An 18,818-nucleotide genomic window follows, 5' to 3' on the forward strand; every position below is an offset into this window, starting at 1 on the left:
AATGTCCGAGCCCACGCCAGAGCAGGAAGCCAATCGGCCAACCTCACTGGGCATATATGATAGGCCAACCAAGCCTTCGATAACCGAGATCGAAATTGCAGCCGTCGCCCTCAGCGTGATCTGGCTGATCGTCTCGGTTGTTTTTCTGGTGCTGCCCGACGAGGTCGACGGCGGAGGCTTTGTCGTGACCTTGCTGGCGGTCTTCATGCCGGTAGCGATGATCTGGGTCGCGGCAATGGCCATGCGCGCCAGCCGGATCATGCGCGAGGAAAGCGCACGACTACAAACCTCGATTGACGCCATCCGAAACGCATATATCGCTCAGCAACAGCGATCTTCCAGCACCTATGAGCCAGCCGTATCCAAAAAGCTGGATCAGATCGCGGAAACGGCCAAGAAAGCCGAAAGCGCGCTGGCCACGTTTTCAACCAAGCGCAGGGAACCCGCACAGCAACCGACAGCCGTGGGGAACGGCGATCAGACTTCGCTGGAACTGGGTACACAAGCTGGGGATATCGTGCCCCCGCTTGGCACCGACATCTTTATCCGTGCGCTGAATTTTCCGGAAACACAGGAAGATACCGAAGGCTTTGATGCCCTACGGCTGGCGCTCAAGGACCGCAAGACAGCCAAGCTTGTACAGGCCTCTCAGGACGTGCTGACCCTGCTCAGCCAAGAGGGCATCTATATGGATGACCTGCGCCCTGACATGGCCCGCCCCGAGATCTGGCGGCAATTTGCGCAGGGTGGGCGCGGACGGGCTGTCGCGGCCTTGGGCGGCATTCGCGACCGCTCCTCGCTGGCGCTGACTTCGGCCCGGATGAAGCAGGATCCCATTTTCCGGGACGCCGCCCATCACTTTCTACGCAGGTTCGATCACATGATCATCGAGTTTGAACCCCGTGCCAGCGATGCAGAGCTGACCGCTTTGGGTGATACAAGAACCGCGCGGGCCTTCATGTTGCTGGGGCGTGTGGCCGGAACCTTCGACTAGATTCCGAAACTTCCATAGGGGATGAATCGGACAAGATCACCCGGTTGGATGTGGCGCGCTCCGTCTTCGATCTCGACCAGCCCTTCGGCCCAGCTTAGCCCGCTGATCCGCCCGGACCCTTCCGAAGTGAAAACTTCGGCTTTTCCGTCTCGGATGCGGGCCCGCAGATATTCCCGCCGCCCGGGTTTCTTGCGCTTATCAAAGGCGGCTGGCAGATCGAACCCCTGCGGGTCCCGCCAGCCCTCGCCAGCCATCAGGCCCAGCGCCGGGCGGGCAAAGATTAGGGTGCAGACCAATGCCGCTACTGGATTGCCGGGCAGTCCGAAAACCGGCACTCCGTCCCAAATCCCCAAAGCCAGAGGTCGCCCCGGTTTCAGGGCAATACGCCATTCCTGCATCGCTCCGGCCTGCCGCAACAGCGCGGAGACATGGTCTTCGTCCCCTGCCGACGCGCCGCCGCTAGTCAGAACAACATCCGCCTCTTTCGCAGCTTCGTTCAGCCGCTCGCGCAGGGTTTCACGATCATCGGCAACGCGGCCCATATCCAGTGGCTGGAATCCCATCCGCTGGATCAGAGCCAGCAACATTGGGCGATTGGCATCGTAGATTTGCCCTGGCTCAGCAACCTCGCCGGCCTCGACTAGCTCATCCCCCGTTGACAGGACGGCTACCCGCAGAGTTTTGCGAACCAGCAGATCACCAGCACCCGTCGCGGAGAGAAGGGCCAGATCGGCAGGTGTCAACCGGCGTCCAGCGGGCAAAGCCAGATCACCTCCAACCACATCTTCGCCCGCATTGCGGGTATTGGCACCCTGTTTCAGGGGGCCGCGAAAGGCGATATGCCCGTCCTGAAATGTCACGTCCTCTTCCAGAATAACGGTGTCCACCCCATCGGGCAGGGCCGCACCAGTCAGAATCCGTATGGCGTGGCCGGGCGCAAGCTGACCATCAAAGGGAACACCAGCCGCAGCACGCCCGTCTTGCAGCGGCATCACATGCGGCCCATCCGGAACCGGACCGGCAAAGCCATAGCCATCTACCGCCGTATTTGCCTGCGGCGGGTTCGAACGTTGGGCATATACATCGGCGGCCAAAATCCGACCTGCGGCTTGTGCCAACGGAACGGTTTCAGCCCCCATCACGACCGAAAGGCGGTCGCGCAGCAGGGCCAACGCTTTGTCAACCGGCGTCCAGCTCACGCCCGCAGGCAAGGCAAAACAATCGTTGCGCAAGGGCGGTGGGGCAATGTCCGGTTTGCTCATAATCCTACCTCTTGCAGAATGAACCCTGCGATGGCTGCGGTGTCGTCCAGATCAAAAACCGGACGGTCGAAGTTCAGCTCTGTGTCACTGGCAACCGCGCGCACAGTTTCGTTCTCGGCCGCAATCAACGGATTTCCAGCGGCCACCCGATACGCCTCGACCTTGGGGTGGGCTTCGCGTTTGAACCCCTCGATCAGCACAAGATCAACCGGAGCCAAGCGTGCCAGCAGATCAGAGAGAGGCGGCTCGGGTGCGCCGCGCAGTTCCTGCATCATCGCAATGCGCTTGCCGGACGCCAACAGCACCTCGGACGCACCGGCTTCTCGATGGCGGAAACTGTCCGTGCCGGGCTGGTCGACATCGGCGGAGTGATGGGCATGTTTGACGGTCGAAACCGAAAAGCCACGCGCGGTGATCTCGGCCACCAAACGCTCCATCAGGCCGGTCTTGCCCGCGTTTTTCCAGCCGGTGACGCCATAGACCTTCATGCCTGCTCCAGCAGCTTTTGCGCACGCGCCAGATCGTCGGGCGTGTTGACATTGAAGAAGGGGTCAAACGGCTCAGCCGGAAACAACGCCTCACGCCCATCATGTTTATCGGTCCACAGCACAACCTTGCGCAGCCCGTCATTCAAGGCGTCCCGCAAATCATCTCGCAACGCGACAGGCCAGAGGCCAAATGTCGGATGCCGGTTGACCCGTTTGCCGCCGCCGGATTTCAGTGCTTCATCCCCGGTTCGAAGCGTAGTCGCCAGCACCAGCGGATGGGTTTGCCCTTGAGCAGCATCCATTAGGCGCGCCGCAAGATCGCGCGGAAAAAACGGCGTGTCGGCAGCGGCGGTGACGATACTGTCGGCCCCCTGTTCTGCTGCCCAATCGAGCCCCGCCAGCACACCCGCCAGAGGCCCGGCGAAACCTTCAATCGTGTCGGGAAGAACCGGCAGGTTGAGGTCGGCGAACCGTTCGGGATCACCATTGGCATTCAGCGCCAGACCGACCACCTGCGGGCCAAACCGGTCAATGACATGAGACAGCAGGCTCTGCCCACCGACTGTCAGCAAGCCTTTGTCGCCACCACCCATCCGAGTGGCAAGGCCTCCTGCGAGGATGATGCCGAGGGGGCGGGTCATTTGATCTCCTCAAGCGCGGGCCATTTCCTGAATTTCTGGGTGGGCAGGAAAAGCAATGGACAGACGGCCAATCCGAATGCTGTAAACCAAATAATTGCAGGCCACCCCGTCAATTCGGCCGCCTTGTGACTCAGGCTATAGTGGGCTGGCAAAAACACTAAGACGGCCCCAACAGCAAAGATAAGACCAAAACAGCACCGATACGTGCGCACCGCCTTTCTGACCTCATCTGGTATCCCGGCAAACTCTGGCAGACCGTGCATCAAAACCCGCTGAAGCACGAGTGCTTGTTTTTGAGACAACTCCCCCCATGCCTGCCAACCAAGCCGAAAGGGGGCAGCGATGTTCCAAATGCTGATGTATTCCTCTGGCGCCCACCCCAGACGGTTACGCAGGTTGACGTCCAATTGCGCCATACCCTCAATGATCGCGCGTTTCGACCGCTCAAGGAGCCAGAACACATAGACCATCATTGGCAGCAAGCCCAATGTCGCGACGAATAAAATAGATAAACCAAAGACTTCCAAAATCATTCCGCACTCTTCCGTCTATGCTTTCTATCTTCGACCGCCACTGTCGACGGGTCGACGTCGCGCACCAACCGGTCCTCGCCCGCAAGACACACGAACCGCTGCCCCCGCATGCGGCCGATCAGGGTCAGGCCAACCTCACGCGCGATTTCGACACCCCAAGCGGTGAAGCCTGACCGTGACGCCAGCACCGGGATGCCCATCATCGCGGTCTTGATCACCATTTCCGAGGTCAAACGACCTGTGGTGTAGAGGATCTTATCTTCGGCCTCTACACTTTCGGACAGCATCCAGCCTGCAATCTTGTCGACCGCGTTGTGGCGGCCCACGTCCTCCATATAGACCAACGGCCGGTTTTCCCGACACAGGACCGTGCCGTGAATTGCACCAGCCTCAAGATACAATGAAGGGGTTCGGTTGATTTTGGCTGCCAGATCATACAGCCATGAGGTGCGGACCTGAACCTGCGGCAGGCGCACGTCCTCCAGCCCTTCCATCATGTCACCAAACACAGTGCCGACCGCGCAGCCGCTGGTTCGGGTCTTTTTCTTCAGCTTGTCCTCATATGAGGTTTCGCGCGCGGTGCGCACCACCACGGTTTCCAGATCGTCATCGTAATCCACGCCGGTAATGTCATCATCGGCCATCAGCATCCCCTGATTGCGCAGGAACCCCAGCGCCAGATATTCAGGGTAATCGCCGATTGTCATTGCAGTCACGATTTCCTGTGCGTTGAGGAAAATCGTCAGGGGGCGTTCCTCGACAACCGAGATCCGGCTGACCGCGCCATTCTGGTCGATGCCTTCGACCGCACGGGTCAGGCGGACCGCGCCAGGATCAGGGGCGATGATGTAGTCGGTGGCATCCGGTTTCGTGGCCAATTGCAACCCTTTCCCAAGATCGCTACTGCTGTTGGCGATACCATAGGAATTTGCCATGGCTTACACCACATCCAAGTCATACTTCTGGAAGGGTTTTCGTGATGGAGCGCCGTTTATCTTTGTGGCAATTCCGTTCGGCACCCTTTTCGGCGTATTTGCGACCGAGGCTGGGCTGGATATTGTCCAGACAATCGCCTTTTCGGCGGCTGTCTTTGCCGGGGCGGCCCAGTTCACCGCCCTGCAGCTGTTGCAGGACAACACACCCAGCCTGATCGTTCTGGCATCGGCCCTGGCGGTTAACCTACGCGTGGCAATGTATTCGGCCTCACTGACACCTTATCTTGGTGCGGCCCCCCTGTGGCAACGGGCCTGTGCCGCCTATCTGACGGTCGATCAGTCCTATGCCTGCTCCATTGTACAGTTCGAAAAAGAGCCCGATATGACCGTGCCGCAGCGCATGGCCTATTTCTTTGGCTCGGTCACACCGATTACGCCGCTTTGGATTTTGGCAACTTATCTGGGCGCAGTTTTGGGCGCACAGATTCCAGAAAGCTGGGCGCTGGATTTTGCACTTCCGATCACATTCCTGGCAATGATCGGGCCGATGATGAGGACGCTTGCCCATGTCATCGCCGCCTTAGTCGCCATAACCGTTGCTCTGTTGACCGTAGGCGTGCCGTTCAACCTGGGCCTGCTGATCGCCGGGACCGCCGGGATGATCACTGGGGCGCAGGCCGAATTGATGTTAGAGCGGAAAAGGCCATGACACAGATTGATCCGGTGACCATGTGGAGCATTATCGTTGGCTTGGCGATTGGCAGCTTTGCCCTACGCTTTACCTTTATCGGCATCGTCGGAGACCGCCCGATGCCACCCTGGTTGTTACGCCACCTGCGCTATACCGCCGTTGCCATCGTCCCGGCCCTGATTGCGCCGCTGGTGGTCTGGCCAACGGCGACGGGTGGTCAGCCCGACGTGCCGCGCATGGCCGCCGCAGCGGTTGCTTTGGCGGTTGGTGTCATCACAAAAAACGTGGTCATTGCCATCTTTGCCGGGGCGGGCACGCTCTATGGCTTGCTGTACCTATTGGGTTGAGGCCGCTTCCAACTGGTTCAGGCGCGCATTGTTCGAGGCCAAACCGGCCTGCAGGTCAGCATCGTCATTCTCGCGGTATTCGGTGGTCACGACGCCGGGGAGTTCACCGAACTGATCGGACAGCTTGACCGGGTAGAAGGTCGTATTGATCTGCTCGAAACCCGGCACCTGCTGCAATAGCTGCGAGGTTGAGTTGGCGCAAAACGCTTCGGATACAGGGCCCATCTGCTTGGCCAGTTGCAGGGCAATTTCGGCCTGCTGTGGTGTCACCTGAATCGTCTGGATACGCGCATAATGCGTTTCGCGCGCGTGGCTGCTGCGATAAGCGCGTTCGACATTCGGCGTGATGCCATACAGAACATCGTTTCGGATCGGCACTACATCGGCGCGAAACGAGCCTGCGGGGTCAAAGATCACCCTCTCGCTGCCGCTTATCATCAGCGAGGTATGCGCCCCCGAACCGGTCCGGGTGCTGATCATGGTATAGAGCGTCAGTGTTGATGGTCCCGGATCACGATAGGAACGGGCCACAACTTCGGTCTGATCGGCCTGCGGACGTTGCGAACCGGCACAGCCAGCCACTGTTGCTGCCAGCAGGCAGGCAATCACAAATCTGATCACGGCGGTCAGCCTCGCCCGGGATTAAGCGGCGAAAACCGCCAGAAACAGGCAAAGGAAAGCAATCGCCACCACGCACCATGTGGTCGCTTTTACGAAACCGTTGAAGGTTTTGGTTTGAACGGTGATGTCCATTTCGCCGTGCTTATGTTCAGCCATGATTTTCAGAATCCTAATTCGCGTGTTTGATACGTTGGATAATCGAAAATCCCGGGCCTGTCACCACGTCATTCGGGCGCAGGTGACACGGAATTAAAGACCGAACACCCGCGATATCCGAACCCCCACCGCCAGGGCAGGCCCGAACAGGGCGCCCCGCCCAATCGCACCGCGCCATACATGGCCTCGGCGGTTATGGCATGGGCGGATCGTATCTGATCCGAAGTCATGTCATAGCGTTCGGCGTAAATTTCGGCGTTCTCATCCCCGTGTTGCCGCACGCAGGCTCTCAGGCTGTCATCGGCTGACAGGCGCGCGTCATAACTGTCTTCGGGGCGCAGGCCTCCGCCCGCGTGGTGATAGGCCCGGTCATGGCTGACACAGCAACTCTCCCATGGGGGATGCGCCTCGAACAGGGCCTGAAAGCTGGGAAACGTGTCGGCCACAAAGCGCCAACTGGCTGACAACCCGCCCGAGCAGCCATCCGTTTCAAATGGCGTCAATTCCGCAGCGCCCCGCTGTGCGATCAGCGCGCGATGGGCGGGCATCTCAAGACTGCGCATAAAGTCCTGCGCCCCGACTGGCGCCGCGATCAGCGCCAGAGAAACGGCCAGATTACGGGCTTTCATCGCGCATCGCATCGGTATCAACGGCCATGCCGAGCACCGTTGCCAGCCACAGCATCAGACGTTCTGCCGGCCCCATTTCAGCGCGGATACGCAAGACTTCTTTGGCCATTGCCGGTCGGTCCGTGATCAGCCCATCCACCCCCATTGAGGCCATGGCCGACATTTGCAACGGGTCATTCACCGTCCAGACATAGATATCCTTGCCCGCGGCCTGCACCGAACGTACCAGCCCCGGCGTGGCCATGGCGGCGTTGACAGCCACAAAATCCCCTTCGAGACCCGACAGATCGCCAACAGCGGTTGCCGCCAAAACCCCCGCGCGCCAATCGGGACGAAGAGCCTTCATCTTTTGCACGGCAGGGTATTTCAGCGACATGGTAGCGATGTCATCCTGCATGTCGAATTCCTCGACCAAGGCCGCAACGCGGTTTTCCAGATCGACGTCATGACCGTAATATTTCAACTCGATGATCACCTTGGCCCTGTCTTTGGCCGCAGCCAGTACGTCGCGCAGTGTTGGCGTGCGTTCATCGGCATATTCCGGGCCATACCAACTGCCGATATCGATCTCGGCCACGTCTTCCATCGTGGCATCCCAGACCTTCAGGTTCACCCCGGCCAGCTTCATGAAATCGCTATCATGGGCGACGATTATCTCATCATCCGCCGTTTCCTGCACGTCGATTTCAACCCAGTCCGCCCCGTCCTCAATCGCCTTCAGAACCGAGGCCATGGTGTTTTCCGGCCGTAACGCAGCGGCACCACGGTGGCCGATCACCTCGGCCCTGTCAGGGGCCTGAACGCGTTCCAGCAGGGATTGACCGAACCAGAGCCCGACCGATACCGCCACCGCCGCAATGCCAACAGCACTCAGCAGACCAATGCGCAGATTGCCTGGTGCGGGATGTGGTGGTTCAGAAGTCCGGATCTCGAAAAAACCGTCCAGCAAAACCGCCAGTGCTCCCAGCGCGGTGGCTGCCAAAACCAGCCCGGCCAACGACCAGAGCCCGGCGACCAGAAGGCTGTAAACTAGCGCCAGCCGCAGATGCTCTGCCCCCTGCAGGGGCACCAACGCGAATAATGATCCCGCGCCCCAAGCGATCAGCGCGGCAAGAACTGCCCTCAGCCCCAGCCAGAACACCAGTGCGATCTTGAGCCGCCCGCGCTTGCCCTCCATCCGATCCGCGCTGACCTGGAAAGCATCAGCCGGTGGCAGGTTTTCGAACAGAACCAGATGCAGTCCCAGCGCCCATGCGGACAGCTTGCGGATCAGCACCCATGCCATGACCAGCACCACAGCTCCGATCAGCGCAACGGCGATCCAGAAAGACGGCGGATGGAAGGTCAGGTAATAGTTGATGTCATACTCGGTCAGCGTCCACCAGGCGATCAGAGCAGCGATAGCGGCGAAAGGCAGGATCAACAGGATGATCCGCAGAACCAGGCGTGCAGCAAATCCAAACAGCGCAGGCAGGCGCGACAGGATCAACTTGATCGCCGCGCTCCCCGCGCGCCACGGATCGCTTTCGCCCATCCTCAGCGACCCGGCCATGACCGAGAAGACAAAGACCTCGGCCAGCAGGAACAGGCTGAGCATTGCGATTGCGACCGCAAACCCCAGCGGAGACAGGATGAACGCGGCAATATCCTGATCCGTCAGGGCGGTCTGGCTGGAGAGCGAAACTGCTAGGTTCACCGCAATCGCCACGCCCGGCGCAATCAGCGCAATCAGCAACAGGCGCACGGCGACATAGATCGGCACAAAGACCCGGCGGCGTGCCCACGCGCCCTTGTATGCTTTTGTAACGGCAGAGAAAGTGGCCACGTTGCGCCCCCCAAATGATTGATTCATTCAAGGCTGCGCAGACGTGAATTGCAAGTCAGGCTATCAGTTTTCTTCGAGATCAGCCGCCAGCCGGAATCCGATGCGATTGGCGGGCTTATCCTCGACCGATTTGGGCAGCGCTCGCAGCATTACATTCAACTGGCTGACATGCTGCACGAGTTGGGTTCGCGCCCCGGACCCATCTGCGCCGTAAAAAGTGATGATATCAGGGTCGAAATAGCCCATTCCTTCGATCCGCATTACCCCGGCATCACCGCCAGTAAATCCCATGGCGACCTCATGATCCGCATCCAGCGTATTCTCGAAATTCTGGATATACAGGATCAACCGTTCATAGGCCCATTGCGCCGAGCTTTTGGTGGCTACGGGCTTTTGCAACTGGCCGGGCAGGTCCTTGGCGCCGGATTTCGCATCCGGGTTGGCATGCACCTCGTAACATCGGGGCAATGCTGCTGATTCCGCTGCCTCGGCTGAGGTTTCGATCTTGTCCATGCCTTCTACCCTTTGCGCTGAAACTCCCACGCCCCGTCCGCGCGCCGCGTTCGGGTAACAGCACCAATGTGGTAGAGATGGTTCAGATGTGCAACTGCTTCGACCAGAGCAAGCCCATACTCTCCTTCACCGATCTGGCGTTTGAACAAGGGCACAAAGCACTCAGCAGCGGTTTTGGGCTGGTCCAGATAATTCTGCAGACGGTCCAGCGCGCTGTGGTGGTTGTCGATCAACTGCCTCATCCTGACCGGCAGGCCGGTAAAGGGCAGTTTGTGCCCGCCCAGCGCCATATGATCCGGGCGCGCCAGGTCCTGCAGGCGCTCGCAGGCTTCCATCCACTCCGCCACTGGATCCGCCATGGGCTCGGTAACATAGACGCCCAGATTGGGGCTGATCGAGCTGAGAACCTGGTCGCCCGTGATCACCAGATTATCGTCACGGCTCCAAAAAGTTGCATGTTCGGGAGCGTGGCCATTGCCCATATGAACATCCCAGTCGCGCCCGCCCATACGAATGACGCTGCCCTGCTTGATCCGGGTAAAGCCCAGCGGCATCGGATAGACCGTGTCGCAGAAATTGAAGGGCCGTTCTGTCATCCTTTTGGCAAGGAAATCGGCATCCATCCCGGCGCTTCGGTAGTAATCCAGCGTTTCCTGCGGCCAGTTTTCCTGCACATCCAGCGTCAGCATCCGTGCAAACAGCCATGCAGTACGCGACGTGACCAGCTCGGCCCCGTGTTCAGATTGAAACCAACCAGCATTGCCAACGTGATCGGGATGGTGATGGGTCACCACCACGCGCGTCACGGGTTTGCCCCCCAGCGGTCCCGCCATCAGGTCCGCCCAAATACGGCGCGTCTTGTTCGAGGACATGCCAGTGTCGATCAACGTCCATCCGTCGCCATCATCCAGCGCATAGATATTGACGTGATCCAGCGCCATAGGAAGCGGCAACCGCATCCAAAGCACGCCTTCGGCAATTTCAACGGCTTCGCCCAGGGCCGGAGCCTCGGGCCAAGGATTGCGGATCGTCAAATGTGTATCACCGTCCATCAGGCAGCTACCATTTCCTCGGCGCTGAGAGCAAAGACGTCATCCGCACCGTTCTGCGCCTGAACCAAAAGCCCCGAAAACTCAGGCAACAGCGCATTGATATAAAAGCGTGCCAGCTTGAAACGGGTGCCGTTTGGCTCGGCCAGGGCCGCCTTGAGGTGATAGTGACCGCCCAGAACGCGGGCGAATGCCTTCAGATAGGGCACGGCGCCGGCAAATCGCGTGTTCATGTCGGGCTGCGATATCAGCCACTCGGTCGTTTCACGCAGGCTTTCCGTGGCCTCCCAGACAGGACCCGCCAGTTCCGGCATTGACCCACGCGCGCGTTCGGCGTGATCCTCGATTTCGTCCAGCAAACGGGACGCCGCTTCGCCGCCATCCATCATCTTGCGTGCGACAAGGTCCATGGCCTGAATGCCGTTGGTGCCCTCGTAAATCGCGGTCACACGGACGTCGCGATAGAACTGTGCCGCGCCGGTCTCCTCGATAAAGCCCATACCGCCATGGACCTGCACGCCTTCTTCCGAAACCCGCATACCGGTTTCGGTACCGAAGGCCTTGTTTATCGGCGTCAACAAGGCCGCGCGCGAAACCCAGTCCGCGTCGCCTGTTGCATTGGCCATATCGATCGCGGCTGCGTTTGCAAGCATGATCGCACGCGCAGCAAAAGTATCCGCACGCATACTCATTAGCATCCGGCGTACATCGGCGTGATCGAGGATTGTGCCCGAAGGTGTCTTGCCTTGTTTCCGCTCAAGCGCATATTCCAGCGCCTGCTGATAGGCGCCTTCGGCGGCACCGATACCCTGTCCGCCGACGCCCAGTCGCGCGTTGTTCATCATGGTGAACATCGCAGCCATTCCGCCATGTTCCTTACCCACAAGCCAACCTTTGGCGCCATCATACTGCATCACGCAAGTTGGCGAACCATGCAGACCCATCTTGTGCTCGAGCGAAACCACTTTCAGGTCATTTGCCTCACCTGGATTGCCATTCTCGTCCGGCAGGAACTTGGGCACCAGAAAAAGCGATATTCCCTTGGTTCCGGGAACTGCATCGGGCAGGCGTGCCAACACCAGATGGCACACGTTTTCAGCAAAATCGTTGTCACCCCAGGAAATGAAGATCTTCTGACCAGACACCGAATAGGTGCCATCTCCATTCGGTTCTGCCTTCGACGTCAGCGCACCCACATCCGATCCCGCCTGCGGCTCGGTCAGGTTCATCGTGCCCGACCATTCACCAGCGATCATTTTGGGCAGGTACAGGTTCTTCAGCTCATCACTTGCGTGGTGCTCCAGTGCTTCGATCTGGCCCTGCGTCATCAGCGGCGCCAGTTGCAGTGACAGGCAGGCCGCAGACATCATCTCGTTGACGGCAGTGGTCAAGGTCATCGGCAGCCCCATACCACCATACTCGGGATCGGCGCTCATGCCGATCCAGCCCCCCTCGGCAATAGCGTTCCAACCGTCGCTAAATCCTGGCGAGGTACGCAACACGCCGTTTTCCAGACGCGCGGGCTCTAGGTCTCCGTTCCGCTGAAGCGGCGCCATGACCTCTTCGCAGAGTTTTCCAGCCTCGGTCAGGATGGCGCTGACGACGTCTTCGCTTGCTTCCGCGAACTTGTCGGTCACTGCAATACGATCAAAATCAACCGCATGGCGGAACAGAAATTCGTAATCTGCAACTGGTGCGCGATAGGGCATAATATTACCTCGGGGCTGTCTTGAACGGTCCGCGACGCCGGGGTTGGAAATCCGCTGACTCGCCGTTATTCATCTGGGTTTGAACGATTACGTACCCATCCTTATGCTACAAGCAATCAAAACGCGGCGTCACTCACAATGATCTCTAACGGTACACTCGAACTGTCAGCCGACCCGGCGGGAATTGCTCAGGCTGCGGATCTTCTGAGGCAGGGACAGCTGGTCGCTTTCCCGACTGAAACGGTCTATGGGCTGGGTGGGGATGCCCGCAACGGAGAGGCTGTCGCCAGCATCTATGCCGCCAAGGGCCGACCCAGTTTCAACCCTCTGATTGCGCATGTCGCATCGGTAGAGTCCGCGCGCAGGTTTGTTGAATGGTCAGATCAGGCCGAGGCGTTGGCACAGGTGTTCTGGCCCGGCCCGCTGACTCTGGTTCTGCCGCTGCGGGAAGGGCACGGTGTATCGTCGCTTGTCACTGCCGGGCTGGATACATTGGCGGTTCGGGTGCCTGCGCATCCTTCTGCCCGGGCTATTCTCGAGATGTTCGACGGGCCGGTCGCTGCGCCCTCGGCCAACCCTTCGGGACAGATCAGCCCGACAACAGCCGCGCATGTCCGCGCCGGTCTGGACGGGCGCATCGCTGCCATTCTGGATGACGGTCCCTGCGGTGTCGGGCTGGAATCCACCATTGTCGGCCTCGCTGGAGAATCCGCTTTGCTACGCCCCGGAGGGGTGGCTTTGGACCAGATCGAGGCAGCTCTCGGTACGGCATTGCATCTACACCAATCGGGCGACACGCTAACAGCACCCGGACAGATGCTGTCGCATTACGCCCCGGACGTGGCGGTCCGGTTGAACGCGCAGACTACACACGGTGACGAGATTCTCTTGGGATTTGGACCGGTCGAATGCGACCTGAACCTGTCCGCTGATGGTAACCTGACCGAGGCAGCGGCCAATCTTTTTGCCGCTTTGCACAAGCTCAACAGCACCGGACGCCCGATTGCCGTGTCCCCTATTCCGGACCACGGATTGGGCGCCGCTATCAACGACCGGTTGCGCCGGGCTGCAGCACCGCGTGACAGTTGATCAGGCGCGCCCTGCACTGGCCGACAGAGTCAGAGGATCGACGCCCAGCGTTGCCAGCGCCGCCTCCCATTTCTGATCATCGGGGACATCGAACACCAGCTTCGAATCCGCCTCGGTTGTGAGCCATCCGTTCATCGCGATCTCATCCTCAAGCTGCCCGGGTCCCCAGCCTGAATACCCTAGCGTCAGCATAGAATTCAGCGGCCCTTGCCCCGAGGCCAGGTCTTCAAGCACGTCCAACGTTGCAGTCATGCTGAAATCGTCCGAAATCTGCAGGGAATGGAGGTTCGCGTCATAATCGGCGCTGTGCAGGACGAATCCGCGCGACATCTCGACCGGGCCGCCGAAATGCACCAGACGCTCACCCACGATCGGGATACGGCAAGCGATGTTCAACTGACCCAGCAGCGTCTTTATGCGTAAATCCGAAGGTTTGTTGATGATCAGACCCATCGCGCCATCGTCGCCATGGCTGCAAATATAGACAACCGAATGATCGAAACGCGGATCGCCCATCCCAGGCATCGCAATCAACAGTTTACCGGTCAGATCCATAAGACGACATCTCTTGCTGAGCTCCTATCAACAATGCCCCCGCAGTCCCGGTATTGGCAAGGGACGAGCGGCGATTTCGCTAGATTTCATTCGAGTGACCCGAACGTGACTTGGAATTCGCCTCGAGACCACGCATTTATAGGGTATGAACATTCACAAGACATTTCTGGCAGCCGCCCTTGCCGTGACCGTTGGCGCGATTGGACCGGCATCTGCACAAGTGGTCGGCTCGGTGGCCGAATTGGATATCCTGGACGGCGGGCGCACAGCAAATGGAGCCTATCTTGGGGCGCTGCGGGTGACCCTGCAGGACGGCTGGAAGACCTATTGGCGGGCGCCGGGCGATGCGGGCATTCCGCCACAGTTCGACTGGAAAAGATCAACCAATGTCGGCAGCGTGTCGATCACATGGCCCGCGCCGGATGTCTTTGACCAGAATGGCCTGCAGTCGATTGGATACGAAAATCAAATGGTCCTGCCGGTCGAGATTTCGCCGAAGAACCCGGCCAAACCCGTGCGGCTGAAAGGCACGGTGGATCTGGGGGTCTGCAAAGACGTCTGCATCCCGGAACGTTTGGGCTTCGATCATACCCTGAACGCCGAAGCAGAGCGCAACCCGACGATCGCGGCGGCACTGGCCAAGCGTCCCTATTCCGCCAAAGAAGCCCGGGTCGCCAACGCGCGGTGCCACCTGACCCCGACGTCTGACGGAATGCAGATCGAGGCGCGCGTCACCATGCCATCCGCAGGTGGCCGCGAGATCGCCGTGATCGAACCCGGCAACCCCGAGCTGTGGGCCTCGCAAACCGACGCCAAACGGCAGGGCGGTACTCTGGTCGCCACATCCGAGGTGATCAACGCCTCGGGCGGTCCGTTTGCGCTGGATCGCTCAAAGATCCGGATCACTGTTCTGGGTGCCAATCACGCGGTGGACATTCTGGGGTGCAGCGCTGGCTGACCCCATGATGCAAACTCCGAAAATCGGTGCGCTTGCGGTCGTCATTCATGACGGGCACGTCCTTCTGGTTCAGCGCAGCAAGCAACCGGATAAGGGGCTATGGGGCTTTCCCGGCGGCCATGTGGAATGGGGCGAAACCGTCCTGCAGGCAGCACAGCGGGAACTGCGCGAAGAAACCTCGGTGATTGCCGAGCCGTTGCGGTATCTGGACAATCTGGACCTGTTGCGCCGCGACGCTCATGGCGCGGTTCTGTCTCATTACCTGTTGGTTGGCGTGGCCTGCCAGTATCAGACCGGGCTACCGGTTGCGGGGGATGACGCAATGGATGCACGCTGGTTCCCACTGGACTTGATCCGACAAGGCGCACTGCCCATGAGCGACCGAGTCTCAAACCTGTTGGAAACCGCCCTGCGTCAGGGCTAGGCAGTGCGTCCTTTGAGACGGGCGTACAACAGGCCCGACAAAACAATGCTCACCACCAGAATCACCGTGGCGCCGGCAGTAAAAGCTCCAAACCCCATCCGCAGGATTGAGGGGCCCTCTGGCCCGGCATAAAGCCCCGAAACAAGGCCCGGTGGAGACCCGGTCACCGCAGGCCAGATCATCGTCAACGCAAACCAGAGCATCAAGGCAAACCCGGTGACAACAAGCGCCCCCTGCACCACACGATCCGGCGCCCGAATTGCGCGACGCATGGCCGTCATTGGCCGCGACAGATCGTTCAGGATCCCCAGCAGGGCAGGAACGAGCAGCAATACCAGCACCATCCCAAACGCCAACCCATAGACCAGCGTGATCACGGTCGGTTTGAGGAACTGTGCCTGCTGCGATCCTTCGTACAACAGTGGGGTCAGGCCCAGAACCGTGGTCAGCGTCGTCAGCATTACTGGCCGCAATCTGTCCGATGTCCCCTCGACGATGGAGGGCATCAGCCCACGAGTCTGCTGATACTCGTCAATCGTCGTCACCAGAACAATCGAGTCGTTGATGATGATTCCGGTCATCCCAAGCAGGCCAACAACCGTGAACATGCTGAGCGGGACCTCCCAGATATAATGGCCCCAAATGGTTCCGACCAAACCAAACGGAATGATCGCCATCACCACCAATGGTCGGGTCCAACTGGCAAAGACCCAGGCCAGCACCAGATAGATGCCCGTCAGGCACAGGATCAGACCGGTACGGGCTTCGGACAGAAACTCTTCTTCCTGCTCGCTCAGACCTGCCATGGTCCACTCGACCTGACGTGTGGCTGCGATATTGGGCAGAATTTCCTCGCTCATCGCACGGGCGATCTCGGCCGCGCGTGTTGGATCATCCTCGGAGATATCGCCATAGACCGAAATCACCCGCAGCCCGTTTTCCCGCCGCACGGTCGAGAATCCGGATTTACGCTGAACCGAAACGATATCGGCCAACGGGACATAGACTCCATCGGGCGTGCGCATCAGTGTGCGTTCCAGGAAATCGGCGGTCAGTTCTCCTTCAGGCAATTCAACCCGGATCTCGGCACTGCGCGGGCCATCCGGGAAGGTCGCGGCCTCGATCCCGTTCAGACGGTCCCGCAGCACCCGGCCCAATGTTTCGATCCGAAAGCCCAGCGCCTGTCCCTGCGCGGTCAGATCCAAAATGTACTCTTCCTTGTCATAGGCCAGATTGTCTTCCAGCGCTGAAACCTCAGGGTATTTCGAAAGCGCGACCTGCAAGTCCTCGGAAGCCGTTTTAAGCGTGTTCACATCGGCGCCGTAGAGCTGCACGTCAATCGCATCTCCTCCCGGACCAGACCGCCAGCCCCTGAAGCTGAGCAGCTCAAGTTTGGGATGGCTTGGCGCCATTTCCTGCAACTCTCCGACAAACTCGAAGCTCGAATAGGGGCGCAGGTCGGCATCTATCAACTCAATCGAAATCCCGCCCAGCAAATCCGTGTCCTTGCCATCCGCTGCCGAAAGTGCACGGCCCGCGGATCCCCCGATCTCGGCCAGCACGTAATCAATGGGGTTGCGCCCGTGCCGCTCTTCATAGCGTTGGCCAAGCGCCTCTACCGAGGCCTGTAGTTGGTGCATCATGGCCAACGTATCCGCGCGGCCTGCGCCCTCGGCCATGATAAAATTGCCTGTAACCGATCCACGCTCGGGCGCATTGAAAAACCGCCAGTTCACGTCCCCGCGGATGAACAGGGAAATCTGGCTGGCCAGAATGACGATCATCGCCGACACCACCACATAGCGTGCCCAGATTACCCAGGCGATCAGCGGTCGGAACAGCGTATCGCGCACCCAGCGAAACCCCTTGTTCACCACACGGTTCGGCAGATCATACCAATGTTCCTTGGCAGAGTGCGCAATCGCGTGGGCCATATGGTTGGGCAGGATCAGAAAGCATTCGATCAGCGAGGCGATCAATACCGCTATCACCGTGAAGGGGATATCGCGGATTAACTCTCCGAAACGTCCACCAATCGCAGTCAGGCCAAAAAAGGCAATAACCGTGGTCAGCGTCGCAGCAAAGACCGGCATCGCCATGCGACGTGCGGCGCGTTCGGCGGCCACCATTGGTGGCTCACCCAGCCGTCGCGCGCGAAAATCGGCATGTTCACCCACAACGATGGCGTCATCCACGACGATACCCAGAGTGATAATCAAGCCGAACAACGACACCATGTTGATCGACAGGCCGCCAATATACATGAACGCAATCGCCGCCGACATTGCCACCGGGATACCCGCGGCAACCCAAAAGGCAATCCGCGCATTCAGAAACAGAAACAGAAGGCAGACCACAAGACCCAGCCCAACCAGCCCGTTATCGACCAGAATATCCAGCCGGTCGGTGATCGCTTGCGCCCGTGTCCGGATCAGCTCGGCCTTTACGCCCTCGGGCAGGCTGGCTTGCATCTGCGAGACGACATCTTCGACCGTGTGTTGAATTTCAATCGCGTCCCCCAGATTTGACCGATCCACACGAACGGACATTGCCGGATTCTTGCCAACAAAATAGCTACGATTTCTGGTGACACCTTCAATCTGGATCTGCGCCACGTCACCGATCAACAGCTTTGAGCCATCGGTGAAATTGCGCAGCGTAATCCCTTCGATCTCTTCCGGGCTGCGCTTTTCGGTGCCGGTGCGAATGCGCGCATTGGCCCCTGTCACATCGCCCGCCGGATTGGCGTTGACCTCGGCTGCGATGGCCAATGCGATCTCGGACAGGGTGATGTCATTGGCGATCAACTGCGCGGTGGGCACCTCGACCACGATGCGCGGCGCGGCAAGGCCCCGGATCGTGGTGCGGGTCACGCCAACAGCGAACAAACGGTTGATCAGCTCATCGGTGAACTTGGCCAGCTGTTCAGGATCGACAGGGCCGGTGACGACAACATCCGTGACGCGATCGCGCCAGGCACCGCGTCGGATGGTCGGCTCATCAGCGTCGTCTGGCAGGTTGGTGACACTGTCGACCGCTGTTCTGACCTCTTCGACCGCGCGAGACATATCCCAGTTCGGCTCGAACTCCATCCGGATCTGGGCTGTGCCCTCGCGCGAAGTCGAAGAGGTGCTGGACACGCCTTCAACGGCCAGAAGGGCCGGCTCCAACAACTGAACGATGCCATTATCGACATCTTCAGGACCAGCTCCATCCCAGCTAACGCTGACATCCACCCGTTCAAGGATCACATCGGGAAAGAACTGCGCCCGCATATTCGGGATGGCCGCCGCGCCCAGCACCAGCATAACTAGCAGCAGCAGGTTGGCGACCGTCCTGTGGCGCGTGAAATAGCTGAGTATCCCCCCAGCCGCGCCGGGAATTTCGCGCATCATCGCG

Annotated in this window: 20 protein-coding genes; 6 read left to right on the top strand and 14 right to left on the bottom strand. The window is 59.6% G+C overall.

The window, feature by feature from the left end:
- Position 1: 1 nt before the first annotated feature.
- Positions 2 to 994, top strand: coding sequence for a hypothetical protein (locus AC2FH2_RS06280; protein ID WP_142635394.1), 993 nt, complete (start codon positions 2 to 4; stop codon positions 992 to 994).
- On the opposite strand, the gene AC2FH2_RS06285 is transcribed toward AC2FH2_RS06280, so the two are convergent.
- From AC2FH2_RS06285 to AC2FH2_RS06305, 5 genes are read right to left on the bottom strand one after another with little or no spacing between them, the layout of a single operon-like run.
- Positions 991 to 2,256, bottom strand: a complete 1,266-nt coding sequence (locus AC2FH2_RS06285) for a molybdenum cofactor synthesis domain-containing protein (protein WP_496823156.1) — start codon at positions 2,254 to 2,256, stop codon at positions 991 to 993. The genes AC2FH2_RS06280 and AC2FH2_RS06285 overlap by 4 nt on opposite strands.
- On the bottom strand, positions 2,253 to 2,744 hold the full coding sequence (mobB, locus tag AC2FH2_RS06290; protein ID WP_496823157.1) for a molybdopterin-guanine dinucleotide biosynthesis protein B: 492 nt from the start codon (positions 2,742 to 2,744) through the stop codon (positions 2,253 to 2,255). The genes AC2FH2_RS06285 and mobB overlap by 4 nt, the downstream gene beginning before the upstream one ends.
- A complete protein-coding gene (gene mobA, locus AC2FH2_RS06295) occupies positions 2,741 to 3,385 on the bottom strand; it encodes a molybdenum cofactor guanylyltransferase MobA (protein WP_142635388.1) in 645 nt (214 codons plus the stop codon). Before mobA ends, mobB begins: the two co-directional genes overlap by 4 nt.
- Complete coding sequence (locus AC2FH2_RS06300; RefSeq protein WP_496823158.1) at positions 3,382 to 3,918, bottom strand: hypothetical protein; 537 nt, start codon at positions 3,916 to 3,918, stop codon at positions 3,382 to 3,384. The genes mobA and AC2FH2_RS06300 overlap by 4 nt, the downstream gene beginning before the upstream one ends.
- Positions 3,915 to 4,853 (bottom strand): formate dehydrogenase accessory sulfurtransferase FdhD, encoded by a 939-nt coding sequence (locus AC2FH2_RS06305; RefSeq protein ID WP_496823159.1) that lies wholly within the window; start codon positions 4,851 to 4,853, stop codon positions 3,915 to 3,917. The genes AC2FH2_RS06300 and AC2FH2_RS06305 overlap by 4 nt, the downstream gene beginning before the upstream one ends.
- Between AC2FH2_RS06305 and AC2FH2_RS06310 the strand changes: the two genes are divergently transcribed.
- Positions 4,852 to 5,562 (top strand): AzlC family ABC transporter permease, encoded by a 711-nt coding sequence (locus tag AC2FH2_RS06310; protein ID WP_496823160.1) that lies wholly within the window; start codon positions 4,852 to 4,854, stop codon positions 5,560 to 5,562. The two genes, AC2FH2_RS06305 and AC2FH2_RS06310, sit on opposite strands and share 2 nt — an antisense overlap.
- Complete coding sequence (locus AC2FH2_RS06315) at positions 5,559 to 5,891, top strand: AzlD domain-containing protein (RefSeq protein ID WP_496700955.1); 333 nt, start codon at positions 5,559 to 5,561, stop codon at positions 5,889 to 5,891. The genes AC2FH2_RS06310 and AC2FH2_RS06315 overlap by 4 nt, the downstream gene beginning before the upstream one ends.
- Here AC2FH2_RS06315 and AC2FH2_RS06320 read toward each other — a convergent pair.
- The 7 genes from AC2FH2_RS06320 to AC2FH2_RS06350 all read right to left on the bottom strand — a co-directional run bounded on the left by AC2FH2_RS06320 (position 5,880) and on the right by AC2FH2_RS06350 (position 12,393).
- Entirely contained in the window at positions 5,880 to 6,512 is a 633-nt protein-coding gene (locus AC2FH2_RS06320) for a hypothetical protein (protein ID WP_271948503.1), read from the bottom strand. The genes AC2FH2_RS06315 and AC2FH2_RS06320 overlap by 12 nt on opposite strands.
- A 21-nt stretch (positions 6,513 to 6,533) precedes the next feature.
- Positions 6,534 to 6,668, bottom strand: coding sequence for an aa3-type cytochrome c oxidase subunit IV (locus tag AC2FH2_RS06325; protein WP_142635378.1), 135 nt, complete (start codon positions 6,666 to 6,668; stop codon positions 6,534 to 6,536).
- Between the two features lie 68 nt (positions 6,669 to 6,736).
- Complete coding sequence (locus tag AC2FH2_RS06330) at positions 6,737 to 7,297, bottom strand: hypothetical protein (RefSeq protein WP_281995245.1); 561 nt, start codon at positions 7,295 to 7,297, stop codon at positions 6,737 to 6,739.
- On the bottom strand, positions 7,284 to 9,149 hold the full coding sequence (locus tag AC2FH2_RS06335; protein ID WP_496823161.1) for a glycerophosphodiester phosphodiesterase family protein: 1,866 nt from the start codon (positions 9,147 to 9,149) through the stop codon (positions 7,284 to 7,286). The genes AC2FH2_RS06330 and AC2FH2_RS06335 overlap by 14 nt, the downstream gene beginning before the upstream one ends.
- A gap of 36 nt (positions 9,150 to 9,185) precedes the next feature.
- Entirely contained in the window at positions 9,186 to 9,635 is a 450-nt protein-coding gene (locus AC2FH2_RS06340) for a DUF6173 family protein (RefSeq protein WP_142635374.1), read from the bottom strand.
- 5 nt (positions 9,636 to 9,640) lie between these two features.
- Positions 9,641 to 10,687 carry an MBL fold metallo-hydrolase gene (locus tag AC2FH2_RS06345; protein ID WP_496823162.1) on the bottom strand — a complete coding sequence of 349 codons (1,047 nt, stop codon included), beginning with the start codon at positions 10,685 to 10,687 and terminating at the stop codon, positions 9,641 to 9,643.
- Positions 10,687 to 12,393, bottom strand: coding sequence for an acyl-CoA dehydrogenase family protein (locus AC2FH2_RS06350; protein WP_496823163.1), 1,707 nt, complete (start codon positions 12,391 to 12,393; stop codon positions 10,687 to 10,689). The genes AC2FH2_RS06345 and AC2FH2_RS06350 overlap by 1 nt, the downstream gene beginning before the upstream one ends.
- A 138-nt stretch (positions 12,394 to 12,531) precedes the next feature.
- Here AC2FH2_RS06350 and AC2FH2_RS06355 point away from each other — a divergent pair, with 138 nt between their 5' ends.
- On the top strand, positions 12,532 to 13,482 hold the full coding sequence (locus tag AC2FH2_RS06355) for an L-threonylcarbamoyladenylate synthase (protein WP_496823164.1): 951 nt from the start codon (positions 12,532 to 12,534) through the stop codon (positions 13,480 to 13,482).
- Here the strand turns inward: AC2FH2_RS06355 and AC2FH2_RS06360 are convergent, their stop codons facing one another.
- A complete protein-coding gene (locus AC2FH2_RS06360) occupies positions 13,483 to 14,037 on the bottom strand; it encodes a YqgE/AlgH family protein (RefSeq protein WP_142635367.1) in 555 nt (184 codons plus the stop codon).
- A gap of 145 nt (positions 14,038 to 14,182) precedes the next feature.
- On the opposite strand from AC2FH2_RS06360, the gene AC2FH2_RS06365 reads away from it, so the two are divergent.
- Positions 14,183 to 14,995 (top strand): protein-disulfide reductase DsbD domain-containing protein, encoded by an 813-nt coding sequence (locus AC2FH2_RS06365; RefSeq protein WP_281972581.1) that lies wholly within the window; start codon positions 14,183 to 14,185, stop codon positions 14,993 to 14,995.
- 7 nt (positions 14,996 to 15,002) lie between these two features.
- Positions 15,003 to 15,419 carry an NUDIX hydrolase gene (locus AC2FH2_RS06370; RefSeq protein WP_496689045.1) on the top strand — a complete coding sequence of 139 codons (417 nt, stop codon included), beginning with the start codon at positions 15,003 to 15,005 and terminating at the stop codon, positions 15,417 to 15,419.
- Here AC2FH2_RS06370 and AC2FH2_RS06375 read toward each other — a convergent pair.
- Complete coding sequence (locus tag AC2FH2_RS06375; RefSeq protein ID WP_496689048.1) at positions 15,416 to 18,814, bottom strand: efflux RND transporter permease subunit; 3,399 nt, start codon at positions 18,812 to 18,814, stop codon at positions 15,416 to 15,418. The genes AC2FH2_RS06370 and AC2FH2_RS06375 overlap by 4 nt on opposite strands.
- Between the last annotated feature and the right edge of the window lie 4 nt (positions 18,815 to 18,818).

Source organism: Ruegeria sp. YTSA105, from assembly GCF_059610225.1.

What these genes read in the sequence shown, in the direction of transcription:
- AC2FH2_RS06280 (WP_142635394.1), top strand. Translation starts at nt 2, where the DNA reads ATGTCCGAGCCCACGCCAGAGCAGGAAGCCAATCGGCCAACCTCACTG.
- AC2FH2_RS06285 (WP_496823156.1), bottom strand. Translation starts at nt 2,256, where the DNA reads ATGAGCAAACCGGACATTGCCCCACCGCCCTTGCGCAACGATTGTTTT.
- mobB (WP_496823157.1), bottom strand. Translation starts at nt 2,744, where the DNA reads ATGAAGGTCTATGGCGTCACCGGCTGGAAAAACGCGGGCAAGACCGGC.
- mobA (WP_142635388.1), bottom strand. Translation starts at nt 3,385, where the DNA reads ATGACCCGCCCCCTCGGCATCATCCTCGCAGGAGGCCTTGCCACTCGG.
- AC2FH2_RS06300 (WP_496823158.1), bottom strand. Translation starts at nt 3,918, where the DNA reads ATGATTTTGGAAGTCTTTGGTTTATCTATTTTATTCGTCGCGACATTG.
- AC2FH2_RS06310 (WP_496823160.1), top strand. Translation starts at nt 4,852, where the DNA reads ATGGCTTACACCACATCCAAGTCATACTTCTGGAAGGGTTTTCGTGAT.
- AC2FH2_RS06305 (WP_496823159.1), bottom strand. Translation starts at nt 4,853, where the DNA reads ATGGCAAATTCCTATGGTATCGCCAACAGCAGTAGCGATCTTGGGAAA.
- AC2FH2_RS06315 (WP_496700955.1), top strand. Translation starts at nt 5,559, where the DNA reads ATGACACAGATTGATCCGGTGACCATGTGGAGCATTATCGTTGGCTTG.
- AC2FH2_RS06325 (WP_142635378.1), bottom strand. Translation starts at nt 6,668, where the DNA reads ATGGCTGAACATAAGCACGGCGAAATGGACATCACCGTTCAAACCAAA.
- AC2FH2_RS06330 (WP_281995245.1), bottom strand. Translation starts at nt 7,297, where the DNA reads ATGAAAGCCCGTAATCTGGCCGTTTCTCTGGCGCTGATCGCGGCGCCA.
- AC2FH2_RS06335 (WP_496823161.1), bottom strand. Translation starts at nt 9,149, where the DNA reads ATGAATCAATCATTTGGGGGGCGCAACGTGGCCACTTTCTCTGCCGTT.
- AC2FH2_RS06340 (WP_142635374.1), bottom strand. Translation starts at nt 9,635, where the DNA reads ATGGACAAGATCGAAACCTCAGCCGAGGCAGCGGAATCAGCAGCATTG.
- AC2FH2_RS06345 (WP_496823162.1), bottom strand. Translation starts at nt 10,687, where the DNA reads ATGGACGGTGATACACATTTGACGATCCGCAATCCTTGGCCCGAGGCT.
- AC2FH2_RS06350 (WP_496823163.1), bottom strand. Translation starts at nt 12,393, where the DNA reads ATGCCCTATCGCGCACCAGTTGCAGATTACGAATTTCTGTTCCGCCAT.
- AC2FH2_RS06355 (WP_496823164.1), top strand. Translation starts at nt 12,532, where the DNA reads ATGATCTCTAACGGTACACTCGAACTGTCAGCCGACCCGGCGGGAATT.
- AC2FH2_RS06360 (WP_142635367.1), bottom strand. Translation starts at nt 14,037, where the DNA reads ATGGATCTGACCGGTAAACTGTTGATTGCGATGCCTGGGATGGGCGAT.
- AC2FH2_RS06365 (WP_281972581.1), top strand. Translation starts at nt 14,183, where the DNA reads ATGAACATTCACAAGACATTTCTGGCAGCCGCCCTTGCCGTGACCGTT.
- AC2FH2_RS06370 (WP_496689045.1), top strand. Translation starts at nt 15,003, where the DNA reads ATGCAAACTCCGAAAATCGGTGCGCTTGCGGTCGTCATTCATGACGGG.
- AC2FH2_RS06375 (WP_496689048.1), bottom strand. Translation starts at nt 18,814, where the DNA reads ATGATGCGCGAAATTCCCGGCGCGGCTGGGGGGATACTCAGCTATTTC.